We start from the raw sequence: 14,932 nt of genomic DNA, 5'->3' as shown, positions 1-14,932 counted from the left end.
AGCGGCGCTCGTGCGCATAATCCCGACGCTCGAGGGGCGGCCGGGCCGGGCACTCGCGAGGTCTGGTGCCTCTACCGGTGACCGCTCCCGCGCGTCCGCACCGTGGCCTGGCCACTCACGCGCCAGCTGAGCGGCGTCCCGGCGGCCACCTGCTCCCAGGCGGTCCACCCGCCGTCGTCGTCCCGGCGTCGCATGAAGCCGCTCGGGGAGTCCACGACACCGGGGAGCTCGGCGACGGCGAGCACCCGGGCGGGACGTCCATCCCGGTGGATCTGCTTCTTGTGGAGGCCCGCGGCCCGGATCCGCCGGTGTGCTTCGGCGGCCGTGGTGGCCAGCACAGCGATCTCCGAGCGCCACGCTGCTGCGTCAGCATCCTCGACCTCGAAGACGTAGACCTGGTCCATCGCGCGAGCATGGCACGAGCTGCCTCGCTCGTGGCGGTGGCGGCTCGATGTCATGCCAGGCGACGACCCCAGCGGACCGACCTGGTCGCCAGCACCATCGACGCCCCGTCCTCCGTCCCCCACACGCTGAGCTCCGATGCGCGGTCTCGCTTCGTGCGGAGGACGGGGAGCCCTTCCGCCGCCAGAGCTACGGCCTCACTGGTGGTCAGCCACTCGACCGGTCCGCCGTAGCCTCGGCTTCCGCAGTCATCCCACGCCAGGGCGGCCCCGTCGGAGACGAGCTGCCGGGCTCGTTCAGGGCTGATCGGTGCCTCGACCTCGTGCCAGGTGCGTCCCGCGGGGTCGGTGAGCCGTGACCCGTCGTCAGCGGGCTCGGCCGGCGGGCGCGGAGCTCGCTTCGCCTCCTCGACGATCTGCGCGAACGAGGGCGTGCGCCGCTGCTTCATCCCCTCAGGGTGACGTGCGGGGCCGTCGGCTGACCAGGTCAATCACCCGGATGCGGGCGGGTGCCACGACATCGCCCGTGCTACCGACCGCACTCCCCGCTAGATCAAGCCGGTCCGACGGAGCGCGTCCTCGACCGCCGGGCGGTAGTGCTCATCGAGGGCGAGCAGCGGCCGGGGCAGGCAGGGCGCGTCGACGAGTCCGAGCGCCTCGGCCGCCGCCGCCATGACCCGCAGGCTCCCGTGCTCCTTGAAGAGCGACCAGATCGGATCAAGGGTCGACGAGTGCTGGTGGGCTGCATCGGCGTCACCTGCCGCCGCAGCGTCGGCGAGCGCGCGTGCGGTCCGGGGGAAGAGTCCAGCGAGGACCGAGTACCAGGCGTGGCAGCCGCTCGTCAGGGCTTCCGCAGCCGCCCAGTCGCCGCTGACTCCGATGGTCGCGTCCGCCGGCAGGAGCTCGCGGAGGTGAGCCACGCGGTCGGCCGCGGTCCCCGGGGCCGGTGGGGGGATCTTCACGCCGGCGATGCTGGGTAGCTGCGCGATGCGTGCGTACAGCTCGTCGGTGAAGGTGAAAGCCGTCGTCGAGGGGTTCTCGTACACCACGACCGGGACCGACGAGCTCGACGCGACATCGGCGTAGAGACCGAACACCTCCTCCTGGCGCAGCCGGTGGTACGAGACCGGCGCCACCAGCAGCGCCGAGGCGCCAGCTGCCTGCGCGTCCTCGACGTACGTCAGGACATCTCGGGTCCGCAGCGCACCGACCCCAGCGATCACCGGCATCTCACCGGCTGCGCTGACAGCGGCATCGATGGCGGCCCGGCGTTCGTCGCGAGACAAGTAGGCGCAGACGCCGGTCGACCCGAGGACGCCCACCGAGTCGACGCCCCCTGCCACGAGCCTCGACACCAGCGTCGCCAGTGCCGCGTCGTCGACCGACTCGTCCCTCATCGGCGTCAACGGGAAGGCGCACAAGCCTGGCTGGATCATCACGCTCACCATGGTGCCGGGTCCGTGCCGGCAGGGTCGAGTCGTCTAGCGCGACCCGCCCGGCAGGCGGTTGCCCGTCCGTGAGAGATGCGAGGGTTGCTCGGGCAGGGCGTCGAAGAGCTCGAGCGTCTGGACGAGAGGACCAAGCGTTGTCGCCGCTGAGGTGCGCGCTGCTGCCCGATCCGTGGCTGGCGGGTGGTGCTCGTACGCATCAACCGATGGATGCGGTTGGACGCGAGAGGGCCCCTTGAGAGTGTCGTCGGTCATCTGGGTTGTGGATGGTCTCGCGCGGATAGCTGGCCTCGGGTTGGTGCCTGTTCTGCATCGGGTCGTGCGATCGCGACGTGCCCATCCTCGAACTGCCTCGCAAGGACCCCACGGAGCCGCTCTCTGTGGGTCAAGCGGCCGTCCTGGTCTGGTCGGGCTGGCGGGATGGGGGCCGGGGTCACCGCCAGGCGGACGCGCTCGCCAGCGGTGATCGGCTGATGGGTCTCGACGTAACCACCGTTCGGCGTCCGCACGATCCGGCCGGTCTCGTGCCCGTGCAGAAGGACCTTGCGGTCTCGGCGCTGGAGCCCGATGCCGATCCGGCGCGTGATGCCGAACGCGAGGGGTGGGCCGACGACCAGCGCCACCTGCAGCGTCGTGATGATCGCCTCGAAGCTGATGCTGAAGGTCGTCGCAAGGACATCGGAGCCCGCCGCGGCCCACAGGATTCCGTAGAAGAGCGCGCCTGCGACGCCGATGCCGGTGCGGACAGGGACGTTCCTCGGCCGGTCAAGCACGTGGTGCTCGGCGCTGTCGTTCGTGACCCATGACTCGACGAACGGGTAGGCGATGACCAGAACGAAATAGACGCCGACGACGGCGAGCGGGGCGAGGATGGCGAAGGTCCATGTCCAGCCGAACCATTCGGTCTCCCATCCCGCTGGGACGAGACGCAAAGCGCCGTCGAGGAACCCCATGTACCAGTCGGGTTGGCTGCCCGCGCCGACGTTCCCGGCGGAGGTGGGCCCGTAGGTCCAGATGGGATTGATCGTGGAGGTGGCGCCGAGCAGTACCAGCACGCTGCTGGTGATCGCAGTCAGCCCGACTGCGCGCATTGCGGCGTCGGGCCACAGCCGTAGTCCGAGCGACGCCTGGACAGGTGTTCCCGTGCCAGCGGGCCCCGGCGACCCGTGCCGGTATGCGAGCCAGCCTCGGGTCAGGAGCAGCAGGACGACCAGGGTCGGGGCGATCAGGACGTGGACCGGGTAGAGGTGCTCCACGATCTCGCCGGGGAACCGACCGCCGAACATCCAGGACACGAGCCGGGTCCCGATCACGGGGATCCCGAGCACGACACCTTCGACGATGCGCAGCCCGGTGCCCGACAGCATGTCGTCGGGCAGGGCGTATCCGCTCCAGCCGGCCAGAAGGACGGTGAGGAATGCCAGCGTCAGCAGCACCCAGCCCGCACGCCGGGGCCGGCGGAACCCACCGGTGAAGAAGAGGGCCAGGATCTGCAGGACCATCGCGGCTGGCATGAGAAGCGCTGCCCAGTGGTGGGTCTGGCGGATGAGCATCCCGCCGATCTGGGCGAAAGAAATGTCCATCGTGGAGTCGAAGGCCGCGCTGACCTCGGCCCCGACAAGGGGCGCATACGGGCCGTCGTAGGTGACCATCTCGCTGGACGGGGTGTAGGTGAATGCCAGCAGGATGCCGGTGAACGCAAGGACCAGCATGGACGCGACCGCCATGACGCCGAACAGGTTCGCCCAGTGCAGGTGTACACGCCGCTGCCCGAGCGTCCGGCTGAGTCTCCCCTCGGCCTGCACGACGAAGGCCTTCGCGCGGTGGCGTGCGGTCACGCGGGGGCGGCGGTCAACGGGCACGGTCGGCCCCGCTCAGCTCATGCTCACCGGCATCCGTCTCGGCCCCGATGTGCTTGTGCCGCGACCGGAGCACGTCGGGGTCGCCTGCCGCCAGGAAGGCTGCACGAGGTTCCTCCACGCCGCGTAGGGCGACGATGTCCCGTCCGAAGAGAGCGGCGCTCAGCCAGACGAGGAGCACGCGCAGCTTGCGCTCCCAGGTGGGGATGGCCAGGACGTGGTAGCCGCGGTGCATCAACCATGCCACCAGGCCCTTGATGATCAACCGACGGTACTGGAACACGCCTTCGTGCATGCCGAGCGTCGCGACGGTGCCGAGGCTGCGGTGGCTGTAGGGGCGCACCGCCTTGCCGCGCAGGTGCGCGACGAGGTTGTCAGCCAGATGCTTGCCCTGCCGGACGGCGTGCTGGGCGTTCGGTACGGTCAGGGCGCCGGGAGCGGCGGAGCTGAGGTCGGGGACGGCGGCATTGTCCCCGGCACCCCACGCGTCCGGCACGAGTGCCGCGTCGGTCCCGACACGTAGGTCCGCGCGAACGCGCAGCAGCCCACGGTCGTCGACGGGCAGGTCGGTGTGCCGGGCGATCACGGGGTTGCTCCCGTTGCCGACGGCCCAGATCAGGAGGTTGGTGTCAAAAGTCTCCCCGGCAGCCAGCTCGATGTGCCCGCCTCGTACGGAGGTGACCTGTGACTCGGTGTGGATGTGCGCGCCGCGTTGCTCCAGGTGGCGCACGACCCAGCGCCCGGGACCGTCGGTCACCTCGGGCAGGATCCGTGCTTGGGCCTCGATCAGGTGGAACGAAAGGTCCGAGAAGGCAATCTCGGGATACGAACGGAGGAGCGAGGTGGCCAGCGAGAGCAGCTCCCCGAACGCCTCGACTCCGGTGAAGCCCCCACCGACGACGGTGACGGTCAGCGCACGGGTCCGTGCAGGACCCGAGGGGAGCGCAGCAGCCTCATCGAACGCGGTCAGCAGCCGGTCGCGGATCCAGACGGCCTCCTCGACCTGCTTGAGCCCGATGGCTTGCTCGGCGAGCCCTGGGATCGGCAACGTGCGTGTCACCGCGCCCGCAGTGACGACGAGGATGTCGTACTCGATGGCCTGAGGTGCCGTGTCGCCCGTGTGGACCGTGACTGTCCGGTGGGCGTGGTCGATCGAGGTCGCGTGTCCGGCGATGATGCGGGTGCGCCGCAGGTGGCTGCGCAGGGAGACGATCGCGTGACGTGCCTCGACCGACCCCGCCATGACCTCCGGAAGGAACGGTTGGTAGGTCATGTAACCGCGAGGGTCGACGACAGTGACCTCCGCCTCACGCGGATGCAGCCGCTTCTCTAGCCGCCATGCCGTGTAGAACCCTGTGTACCCGCCGCCGATGATGAGTATCCGCATGGCATCCTCCACGTGCTCTATGAGGTCAGTGCTCCCGATGCCCTCCGGCGGCACCTTCCGCCGCCGCAGGCGGTGTCACGTACTCACGCAGCTGACCCCGTGACGGACGGGATGGCCTCGACGGCTGGTCGAGCCCTGTCGAAGTGCTCGTGCGCGGCCATGAGCCAGCTCATCAGGAAGTCCGCGGTCCCCTCGTCGGTGACGATGCCGTCGTCTGTGATGAGTCCCTCGCGGATCTGAAGGTAGGCCTCGGGCTGCGTGAGCGTGGGGGAGGCCAGGAAGCCCAGGATGTTGCGGAGATGCTGCTGTGCGGCCGCGGTGCCGATGACTCCGACCGACACACCGATCACGGCGGTGGGCTTCCCGGCGAAGCTGTTGTCGCCCCACGGGCGGCTGGCGGTGTCGAGGGCGTTCTTGAGAACGCCCGGGACCGAGCGGTTGTACTCAGGCGTGACGACGATGATCGCGTCGGATGCTTCTATCGCTCGCTTGAACTCCGCGGCTTCGGAGGGAATCGCGGAGTCGTGATCTGCGGAGTACATCGGCAGGTTGCCGATCGGGATGTCGGTGAGGCGGAGCCCGGCCTGAGGCGCGAGCGCGGTCAGTGCCCGCGCAAGGCGCCGGTTGATGGAGGTCGAGGAGATGCTGCCGACGATGACGCCGACGTCGTAGGTGGTCATGGAGATGTCCTTTCGTGACACGCGGGAACGATCGGGGGTAGGGGAGTGTCGAAGCTCTTCGCTGTCGTCAGCTGAGGACGCGAAGGGGGTTCTCGAGCAGCTGCACCAGCGTGGCGAGGTACCGTGCGGCGCCTGCTCCGTCGATGATGCGATGGTCAGAGGTGAGCGTGACGCTCATCATCCGGCGGGAGGTCGGCTCGCCGTCGATGAGCGCAAGTTCCTCGCGGACACCGCCGACGGCGAGGATCGCGCCCTGAGGGGGGTTGATGATGGCGGTGAAGTGGTCGACACCGAACATTCCGAGGTTGCTGACCGTGAACGTGCCACCGCTCATGTCGCGGGCGTCGAGTCGACGTTCGGTGGCGCGGGTGACCAGGTCGCGCGCGGCGTCGGCGATGGTCGTCACCGATGCTCGATCCGCATCGCGGATCACCGGTACGACGAGTCCGGCGGGCGAGGCGACCGCTATCCCGATGTGCACCCGGTCGTGGAGCAGCGTCGCCCCTCGTCCTGCCGGCTCGTACGAGGCGTTGACGCCGGGGTGGGCGCGCAGCGCTGTGGCCGCGGCCCGGACGACGAGGTCGTTCATGCTGACCTTGACCCCGGTGTCCGCATTCGCCGTGTTGATGTGCTGTCGTAGGTCGACCAGGGCGCCGACGTCTGCAGAGACGGTGACCGTGAACGTCGGGATGGTCGCGGTCTCGGTCAGGCGTGAGGCCACGGCGTGGCGGATGCTGTCGAACGGGATGCGTCGCGGCGCACGGTCATCCTCTGCACCCTCCGTGGGAGGGGTCGGCGCGACGGCCGGTGCGTGAAGGTGAACCGGTGCGTCCTCTTCTGGTGCGTTGGCAGGGGAGACGATGGCCGCTGCCAGGTCCGCGCGGACGATGCGGCCACCCGGCCCGGTGCCTGTGACGGTCGAGAGGTCGATCTGCTTCTCTCGGGCCATCCGCCGGACGAGCGGGGTGGTGAAGACCCGGCGGGGCGTCGTATCCGGAGCGTTGCGGGCCGGGGCTCGAGCGGCCTCGGCTGCCGCCGGCGGTGTCGGACCCTCGGTGCCGACAGCGTGATCGATCCCGTCGTCCAGCCGGGCGATCGGGGTGCCGATCTCAACCTGCTCGCCCTCAGCGACCAGGATCTCGACGAGGGTCCCGGCGTCGTAGGCCTCCTGCTCCATGAGTGCCTTGTCGGTCTCGACCTCGACGAGGATCTCGCCGGCCTTCACGGGGTCGCCGGGCTTCTTGTGCCAGGCGGCGATCGTGCCTTCCGTCATGGTGTCGGAGAGGCGGGGCATGAGGATGTCGATCATGAGCGTGCCTTTCAGGCTCGACGCGCGCGGGCGTCGAGGGTTGCTCGGATGGCGCCAATCGCATCGGCCAGGGAAGGCAGCGCGGCCATCTCGAGCGACTTGGCGTAGGGCATCGGAACCTCAGCCATGGCGACCCGTCGCACGGGAGCATCCAGCCAGTCGAAGGCGCCGTCGGAGATGGTTGCGGCGATTTCGGCGCCGATCCCGTACGTCAGCCAGTCGTCCTCCAGGACGACGGCGCAGCTCGTCTTCTTCACCGATGTGACGATCGTGACGCGGTCGAGGGGACGGAGGCTCCGCAGGTCGATCACCTCGACATCGATTCCCTCGCGGGCGAGCACCTCGGCCGCCTCCCGGGCGATCACAGCCATCCGCGAGTACCCGATGACGGTGATGTCGCTGCCGGTGCGGACGACTGCGGCACGTCCGATCTCAGCTGGCTCGACGACGTCCGGGACCTCGCCGGTGGTGTTGTAGAGGGCGAGGTTCTCGAGCACGAGCACCGGGTCGTCGTCTCTGATCGCGGCGAGCATCAGCGCTTTCGCGTCTGCCGGTGTCGACGGTGCGACCACCTTCATGCCGGGGACGAACGCGTAGTAGAGCTCGATGTTCTGGGAGTGGGTCGCACCGAGCTGCTGGCCACCACCTCCGGGGGTGCGGATGACAAGAGGCACGCGCGCCTGGCCGCCGAACATGCCGTAGATCTTGGCGGCGTGGTTGACGATCTGATCGATCGCGAGCAGCGAGAAGTTGATGGTCATGATCTCCACGACCGGTCGCAGACCCACCATGGCGGCGCCGATCGCCGCGCCGGTGAAGCCCTCCTCAGCGATCGGGGTGTCGCGTACGCGGCGCGGGCCGAACTCTTCGAGCATCCCGGCGGTGATCTTGTACGAGCCCTCGAACCGCCCGATCTCCTCGCCGATGAGGAGCACGTCGGCGTCTCGCTGCATCTCCTCGCGCAACGCGTCGTGCAGGGCTTGGCGATAGCTGATGACGGTCATGCCGGCGCCTTCTCGCTCATGGTCTCGCCAGGTCTTGCGGCTGCTGGAAACAGGGGCTGTCCAGGCAGTCGACGGGAGTCGTTCGGGACCGCGGTCGCGTAGGTGTAGTCGAAGAGCGTCGATGTCGCCGGGTGCGCGCTGGCGTCAGCGAATCGCACGGAGGCGTCGACGGCGGCCATGGCCGCCTCGTCGATCTCTCGGGTCGCATCGTCGGTGAGGATCGCGCGCTCGGTGAGACGCGCGGCGTAGGCGGAGAGCGCGTCGCCCGCGAGCAGCTGTGCCTTCTGCTCGCGGGTGCGGTACCCGGCGGGGTCGACCACGGAGTGGCCCTTCAGACGCTCGGTGACCGTCTCGAGGAGGAAGGGCTTCCCTGAACGCGCGTGCGTCAGCGCACGGAGGGCGGCGGCGTGCACGGCGACCGGGTCGTTTCCGTCGACACGCTCGGACGCCATGCGGTATGCCGAGGCGCGCTTGAACAGGTCGGGTTCGGCGGAGGAGCCCTCGACTGTCGTGCCCATGCCGAGTCCGTTGTTGCTGACGACGAAGACGATGGGCAGGTCCCACAGGGAGGCCAGGTTGAGCGACTCGTGGAACGCGCCGATGTTCGTCGTGCCGTCGCCCATCTGGCAGAGCACGGCCTCCGCACCGCCGCGGTGGGCGACCGCGAGCGCAGCGCCCGTGGCCAGCGGGACCTGCCCGCCGACGATGCCGTAGCCGCCCATGAGGCGTGCGTCGACGTCGAACAGGTGCATGGACCCGCCCCACCCCTTCGAGACACCGTCGGTTCGGCCGTAGAGCTCCGCCATCACGCGTTCGGGGGAGATGCCGCGTGCCAGCGCGTAGCCGTGGTCGCGATAGCTGGCGTACACGTAGTCGTCGGGTTGGAGCGCCGCCATGAGACCGACGACGGTCGCCTCCTCGCCGAGGTTCAGGTGGCAGTAGCCGCCGATCTTCGCCTCCGCGTAGCCGCGGGCCGCGCGCTCCTCGAACCTCCTGATCAGCACCATCTGGCGGTAGAAGGCGAGGGCGATGTCCTCGTCCTTGCAGGGCGCCGCGGACTTGGGGGGGCGGGGCGTCTTCGGTCGTGCGGACATGGGACAGCCTCTCTGTTCGTCCCCGAGCTGGTCGGCCTCGGGCACCGGGGTCGTGCGGTGGTCGCCGTCGCCCTTCATCTACAAGGACCTGGTGGCTGGCTCAGATGTGAGGTCGCTGCCCCCTCCGGCTCGGACCTCACGTTCACCCGCGACGCGCGGTCACATCGTCGGGAGCGGGACTACCGCAGCCCAGGGAGGGCACAGAGCAAGTGCCCGTAGGAGAGGTAGCTGCAGATGGCCCACGTGAACATCGGCAAGGTGCATCCCAAGGTGTACAAGGCGATGACGGACCTCGGCGAGGACGCCGCATCGACGGCCGGCGAGGAGGGGCTCGATCCACGACTCGTCGAACTGGTGAAGATCCGCGCGTCGCAGATCAACGGGTGCGCCTACTGCCTCCGCTCCCACACACGGGACGCCGCAGCGCTCGGGGAGACGCCTGAGCGTCTTGCCGTGCTTGCCGCCTGGTGGGAGTCGCAGTACTTCACCCCGCAGGAGCGAGCGGCCCTGCTGATCGTCGAGAAGGTGACGCTGATCAGTGATCGCGCCCCGGCGCCTGCGCGAGAGGCGGCCGATGTGGATGTTCTCACCGAGCGACAGATCTCGGCGATCACCTGGGTGGCGATCGCGATGAACGCGTTGAATCGGATCGCAGTCTCCAGCCACTTCCCGGTGGGGGCGTGAGGCGTTCGGCGTCCTGCCTTGCGCGACCTACCGGGAGTCGCGGCGATGGTCACCGTCAGCGCCCGGGAAGCCATCTCGCCACGACGGGTACGCCGGCACCCAGCCGAGCGCACGGGCCTTGGTGTTGGACACGGGCCTGCCGAGCGCCTGGTGGGTGGGCAGCGGCACAGGCCGGGGAGTCGGTGCTCCGATACCGCGCGCGAGGACCGGCATCCATACCTCTGCCGGGGCCGGATCACCGTCGACGATGTTGTAGACGCCGTCGGGCCAGTCGATCGCCGCCACCGTCGCGGTGATGACATCGTCGATGTGTACGAACGAGGCGATGGCCGGCGTGGCTAGGAGCAGCCCGGCAGTCGCCGCGTTGGCGACGCGGCCACCGTCTGCGTACCAGGTGCCCGGTCCGTAGAACCGTCCGTATCGGAGGATCGTGCTGCGAGGCATGCGGCGCACGTGCGCTTCCATCACGGCAACGGCCGTGTCCTCGATGAGCGGATCGGTCTCGAGAGCGGGGGTGTCGCCGGGCTCGTACGCCCAGGCGATGCTCTGAGCGATGATGCGCTCAACGCCGGCGGCCTGCGCCGCGGCGACGAGGTTGGCAGTCCCCGCCCGCCGCAGCCGGGCGTTGGCCTCGAAGTCGAAGTCGCTGAGATCTGTCAGCTGATCCACGATCAGATCAGGGGCGGTGTCGCGGACGACCGCTTCGGTGTGCGGCGCGTCAAACACATCGACCGTGACACCCGTAGCACCGAGCTCGCGGAGGAACGAGGCGTTCCGCTCTCGACGGGTGGTGGCCACCACCTGGTGACCATCCGCGACCAGAGGAGGGATGAGGCGGCTCCCGACGACACCGGACCCACCGACGATGAGTACTCTCATGAACCTTCCTCGAGATCAGGAGCCGTGGCCACCGGGACCTCCGTTGCGTCGTCTCCCTCGGTCGGGCGGGGCCGCCGTAGGTGGCGTACTGCTCGCTGGAGCCCGCGGCGATGCGAGCGATCTCCGGTCGGGTGTTGCCGTCATACCCGTCAAGACCACGCAGCGCCGTCAACTGTGAGCCGTCACCTCACATTCGGCTCGTCCTCCCGGTCTACTAGTGAGGAGCGGAGGGTGCGACATGGCAATCACCCCGGAGGACAGCGGCCAGGACGACGTGCTCGGCGAACGCCGTCACCTGGTGTCGTTGGCGTTTCGCATGCTGGGCACGGTCGCCGATGCCGAGGACGCCGTGCAGGAGACCTACATCCGCTGGTACCGGATGAGTGACCAGGAGCGTGCCGCCATCGAGGTTCCTCGCGCGTGGCTCACGAAGGCGGCGAGCAGGATCTGCCTGAACGTCCTCGCTTCCGCGCATCACCGTCGCGAGGTCTATGTGGGGCCCTGGTTGCCGGAGCCCGTCCCACCGCTGGCGTTCGCGACCCCGTCGGAAGGGGCCGGGGATCCTCTTGATCGCGTGACGCTCGACGAGTCGGTCAGTAGTGCTCTCCTCGTCGTCCTGGAGTCGATGACGCCCGCCGAGCGTGTTGCTTTCGTGCTGCACGACGTGTTCGCGATGCCGTTTGATGAGATCGCCAAGATCGTCGGCCGCTCCGCCGCCGCGTGTCGCCAGCTGGCAGTGTCGGCGCGACGGCGCGTGCAACGCAGCCGCGGCCGGCGTTCGACGCATGCCGAGCACGAAGAGGTGGTCAAGGCGTTCTCTGCGGCAGCTCGCGCAGGTGACATCGCCGGGCTGGTCTCCATGCTCGACCCGGACGTGGTGCTGCGTTCGGACGGCGGTGGCGTGGTCACCGCGGCACGCAACCCCGTTTTCGGCCGCGAGAAGGTTGCTCGGTTCCTCGTGGGGGCGCTGCACAAGCGGCCGGGCTCCACCGTCATCGAGCAGGAGACGCCGGATGGGACAGGCTTCGCACTGTGGGAGGACGGTCGGATCTACGGCATCGTCACCCTGGACGTGGCGCAGGGCGTCGTCGTCGACGTGCGCATGATGATGAACCCGTACAAGCTCACGTTGTGGAACTGAGCGTCTGCAGGCGGCCCGCCGACTACTCGACCAGCTTGCCGTCTGCGGAGACGTCGACCATGAGCTTGGCAATCTCGCCCGGCACCGACGGGATCTCCTCGTGCACGACACCCGTGGTGGGGGACCAGACCAGGTTCACCTGTAGAGCCGGGTCCAGGTCGGGGTAGTCGCTGCGGTTGTGGCATCCGCGGCTCTCGCGGCGTTCGAGGGCCGCCTCGATCGTGGCGCGCGCGGCCATCAGGGAAGCCTTGAGGTCGAAGGCATGCGCGACATCGCCGAAGCCGGCGATGTCGGGATGGGTGCCGACGCTATCGGTGCGCTCGGTGATCTCGTCCAACTCTCGCAACCCGGTCAGCAGGCCGGTCTCGTCGCGAACCACCCCGGCATGGGCGGTCATCGTGTTCCGGACCGCGCGCTGCAGCCTGCGCACACTCTCGGGGCCGTCGGCTGCCAGCAGCTCCCTGAACTCGTGACGCGCCTGCTCCTCGGCGTCGCGCGAACGGCGCTGCGCGTCCAGGCCCGCTGAGTACTCTGCGGCCGCTCGTCCCACGACCCGGCCGAACACCAACAGCTCGATCAGCGAGTTTCCACCGAGTCGATTCGCGCCGTGCAGGCCGGAGGATGCCTCACCGATCGCAAACAGGCCCGCGACGTCGGTGCTGTGGTCCTCGGGTCGGACCCACACTCCTCCCATGGAGTAGTGGGCGGTGGGAGCGATCTCGATCGGCTCAGCAGTGATGTCGAGCATCTGCAGGTCCAGCAGCGTCTGGTAGACGCGCGGCAGCCGCGTCAGGATCGTCTTGCGAGGTAGGTGGGAGACGTCGAGCCAGACGCCGCCCTTGTCTGTCCCCCGCCCCTCTTTGATCTCGGTGTAGGCGGCGAGGGACACCCGGTCCCTGGTGGACAGCTCCATCCGCTCCGAGTCGTAGTGCTTCATGAAGCGATCGCCGCGCGCGTTGCGCAGGATCCCTCCCTCGCCGCGCGCCGCCTCGGACACCAGCGTGCCTGCGGCACTCTCCGGCTCAAGGATGCCCGAGGGGTGGAACTGAACCAGCTCGGGGTCGCGCAGGCGGGCGCCGGCCTCGACCGCGAGCCGGAACGAGTCGCCGGTGTTCTCGTCACGGCGCGATGACGTGCGACGCCAGATGCGGGTGTGGCCGCCCGCGGCGAGGATCACGGCATCGGCGTGGATCAGATGCGGCATCCCATCGGTCACGTCGAACCCGTACGCACCGAAAACGACGCCGTCGCGCACGAGGAGGCGGGTGATGTAGAGCGAGTCAAGGATCGGGATGTCCAACCGCGTCGCGCGGGTCACGAGGGAGCGCTGGATCGCCAGGCCGGTGTAGTCGCCTGCGAATGCGGTGCGACGATAGGTGTGCGCGCCGAAGAACCGCTGAGAGATGCGCCCGTCGTCTTCGCGGGCGAAGGCCATTCCGTATCGTGCCAGGTCGGCGATGCCCCGGGCGGCGCCCTTCGTGACGATCTGGACGGTGTGCGGGTTGGCCAGACCGTAGCTCTCCTTGATCGTGTCGGCTGCGTGCTGCTGCCAGGAGTCCGCAGGATCGATGGTGCCAAGAGCGGCGTTGATGCCGCCAGCGGCCAGAGAGGTGTGCGCGTCCACGCGGGAGCGTTTGCCGACCGCCAGGACGCTCACTCCCTGTTCGGCGAGCTCGATCGCGGCGCGCAGGCCCGACCCGCCCGTGCCGATCACGAGCACGGTGGTCGAGATGCGACGTTCGGTGATGTTCATCTGCTGCTCTCCGTGGTCATGACTCGTTACTTCCGTTCGCGGTGCCCGCCTGGCGGGCGTGGCCGAAGTACATGAGCTCCCAGATCGCCTCGTCGGTATAGGTCTCCAGCACGTATCCGTCCGTCGCCTGCCTCTCGATGCTGAGTTCACCGATGAACCGGAGGTAGGCGCCGTCGAACCCGACCAGGCGCGCAGCGGCCTTGCGCCAACCGCGCATCTGCTCCACGAACGTGTTCGCCACCAGGTCGCGGCGCCTCGTGAAAGTGACGGTGTACCGGTCGGTTCCGTCGTCGTAGGTGTAGGTCGTCACGGTCGCGACGGGTTTGCCTGTCTTGGGGTCGGTGCGGATCTCGGAGGCCGAGAAGTTCACGTGAGCGGCGTCGTCGGCGACGATGCGGCCGTTCCTCGCCAGCATGAAGATGGGGATCGGTTCGTACCCGTACCTCTTGTGGGCCGTGATGTACGAAGCGATCACCGAGTACGGTCCGGCCTGGCCGCGTGCCCAGTACCAGTCGTTGATGACTGAGATCATCCCGACGTTGCCCCAGTTGTGATCGTGGTAGCCGACGCCGGTGACCTCGGTGCGGGCGCCGTCGACCTCGTAGCTGCCGCGGACCCTGCCTTGGGGCACCGATGGGAGCCAGGCGAACTCCAGGTCACGCTTGCGCCCGAAGACGAGGTAGCCGGTATGAGGGCGCCAAGGCTCCACCTCTGCGTCGAGCATGAGGTCCACCGTGATGCCGTCGACGTCCACGTGGATCGCGTAGTGCGACAGGTCGCCCGCGAACGTGTTGCCACCTAGGACCACGTCGGCCCTCGCGGCCGAGGCGGAGAACGAGGCGGCCGGGAAGTCCTTGATGATCTCGTAGCTGCGCCCGTCGGGTAGGTCGAGGTTGAGACGCATCTGCGGACTCAGTCGCGTGTTCGGGGCCGAGAGGTCCTTCGTCATGAAGATGACGACGAGCTTGGCCCCGTCATCCAAGTGTGCGTCGAAGTACCACCACTCGTACGTCCCCCGACGCCCATCGGTCCGCGCGCCGTCCTCCCACCCGGCGACCCGCTCGCGCTCGATCCCGAGGCGCCGGAAGTCCTCGTCGCGGTGCGCGATGCCCGCACGATGTGGAGTGCCCGGGCCATGGTCGGTAGTCCAGTTGGACGCCTCTTCGACGCTCATGGGTGCCCCTTCGCATAGGTGAGGCAGGAGTGCGCCTCACCTCTAAGGACCAGATGGCCTACCGAAATGTGATGAGGCGGGAGATGAGCGCATCGCGCTCCTCCCCGGGGGGCCTAGCC

13 protein-coding genes are annotated in these 14,932 nt (G+C 68.7%); 2 read left to right on the top strand and 11 right to left on the bottom strand.

The window, feature by feature from the left end:
- Positions 1 to 71: 71 nt before the first annotated feature.
- The 8 genes from J4G33_RS11910 to J4G33_RS11875 form a co-directional block, all read right to left on the bottom strand.
- Entirely contained in the window at positions 72 to 404 is a 333-nt protein-coding gene (locus J4G33_RS11910) for a hypothetical protein (protein WP_208056190.1), read from the bottom strand.
- Positions 405 to 949: 545 nt separating this feature from the next.
- On the bottom strand, positions 950 to 1,837 hold the full coding sequence (locus tag J4G33_RS11905) for a dihydrodipicolinate synthase family protein (RefSeq protein WP_243759047.1): 888 nt from the start codon (positions 1,835 to 1,837) through the stop codon (positions 950 to 952).
- Positions 1,838 to 2,100: 263 nt separating this feature from the next.
- Complete coding sequence (locus J4G33_RS11900) at positions 2,101 to 3,687, bottom strand: cytochrome b (RefSeq protein WP_307793870.1); 1,587 nt, start codon at positions 3,685 to 3,687, stop codon at positions 2,101 to 2,103.
- Positions 3,688 to 3,700: 13 nt separating this feature from the next.
- Positions 3,701 to 5,095, bottom strand: a complete 1,395-nt coding sequence (locus J4G33_RS11895) for an NAD(P)/FAD-dependent oxidoreductase (protein ID WP_208056309.1) — start codon at positions 5,093 to 5,095, stop codon at positions 3,701 to 3,703.
- An 83-nt stretch (positions 5,096 to 5,178) separates the two neighbouring features.
- A complete protein-coding gene (locus tag J4G33_RS11890; RefSeq protein ID WP_208056189.1) occupies positions 5,179 to 5,775 on the bottom strand; it encodes an NADPH-dependent FMN reductase in 597 nt (198 codons plus the stop codon).
- Positions 5,776 to 5,842: 67 nt separating this feature from the next.
- Positions 5,843 to 7,084, bottom strand: a complete 1,242-nt coding sequence (locus J4G33_RS11885) for a dihydrolipoamide acetyltransferase family protein (protein ID WP_208056188.1) — start codon at positions 7,082 to 7,084, stop codon at positions 5,843 to 5,845.
- Between the two features lie 11 nt (positions 7,085 to 7,095).
- Positions 7,096 to 8,088 carry an alpha-ketoacid dehydrogenase subunit beta gene (locus tag J4G33_RS11880; protein ID WP_208056187.1) on the bottom strand — a complete coding sequence of 331 codons (993 nt, stop codon included), beginning with the start codon at positions 8,086 to 8,088 and terminating at the stop codon, positions 7,096 to 7,098.
- On the bottom strand, positions 8,085 to 9,182 hold the full coding sequence (locus tag J4G33_RS11875; protein ID WP_208056186.1) for a thiamine pyrophosphate-dependent enzyme: 1,098 nt from the start codon (positions 9,180 to 9,182) through the stop codon (positions 8,085 to 8,087). Before J4G33_RS11875 ends, J4G33_RS11880 begins: the two co-directional genes overlap by 4 nt.
- A 234-nt stretch (positions 9,183 to 9,416) precedes the next feature.
- On the opposite strand from J4G33_RS11875, the gene J4G33_RS11870 reads away from it, so the two are divergent.
- On the top strand, positions 9,417 to 9,866 hold the full coding sequence (locus tag J4G33_RS11870; protein WP_208056185.1) for a carboxymuconolactone decarboxylase family protein: 450 nt from the start codon (positions 9,417 to 9,419) through the stop codon (positions 9,864 to 9,866).
- A gap of 27 nt (positions 9,867 to 9,893) precedes the next feature.
- Here J4G33_RS11870 and J4G33_RS11865 read toward each other — a convergent pair whose 3' ends face one another.
- The gene (locus J4G33_RS11865) at positions 9,894 to 10,745 is read right to left on the bottom strand and encodes an NAD-dependent epimerase/dehydratase family protein (protein ID WP_208056184.1); all 852 of its coding nucleotides are present in this window, start codon (positions 10,743 to 10,745) and stop codon (positions 9,894 to 9,896) included.
- A gap of 238 nt (positions 10,746 to 10,983) precedes the next feature.
- Here J4G33_RS11865 and sigJ point away from each other — a divergent pair, with 238 nt between their 5' ends.
- Positions 10,984 to 11,886 carry an RNA polymerase sigma factor SigJ gene (gene sigJ / locus J4G33_RS11860; protein ID WP_208056183.1) on the top strand — a complete coding sequence of 301 codons (903 nt, stop codon included), beginning with the start codon at positions 10,984 to 10,986 and terminating at the stop codon, positions 11,884 to 11,886.
- Between the two features lie 22 nt (positions 11,887 to 11,908).
- On the opposite strand, the gene J4G33_RS11855 is transcribed toward sigJ, so the two are convergent.
- Together J4G33_RS11855 and J4G33_RS11850 are read right to left on the bottom strand one after the other, a co-directional pair.
- Entirely contained in the window at positions 11,909 to 13,639 is a 1,731-nt protein-coding gene (locus tag J4G33_RS11855; protein WP_208056182.1) for an FAD-binding protein, read from the bottom strand.
- A 16-nt stretch (positions 13,640 to 13,655) separates the two neighbouring features.
- The gene (locus tag J4G33_RS11850) at positions 13,656 to 14,813 is read right to left on the bottom strand and encodes a lipocalin-like domain-containing protein (protein ID WP_208056181.1); all 1,158 of its coding nucleotides are present in this window, start codon (positions 14,811 to 14,813) and stop codon (positions 13,656 to 13,658) included.
- Between the last annotated feature and the right edge of the window lie 119 nt (positions 14,814 to 14,932).

The sequence above is a fragment of the Actinotalea soli genome (assembly GCF_017565425.1).
GTDB classification, from domain to species: Bacteria; Actinomycetota; Actinomycetes; order Actinomycetales; family Cellulomonadaceae; genus Actinotalea; species Actinotalea soli.
Note: the sequence above shows the minus strand (reverse complement) of the source record. Positions and strands in the feature narration are given on the sequence as shown.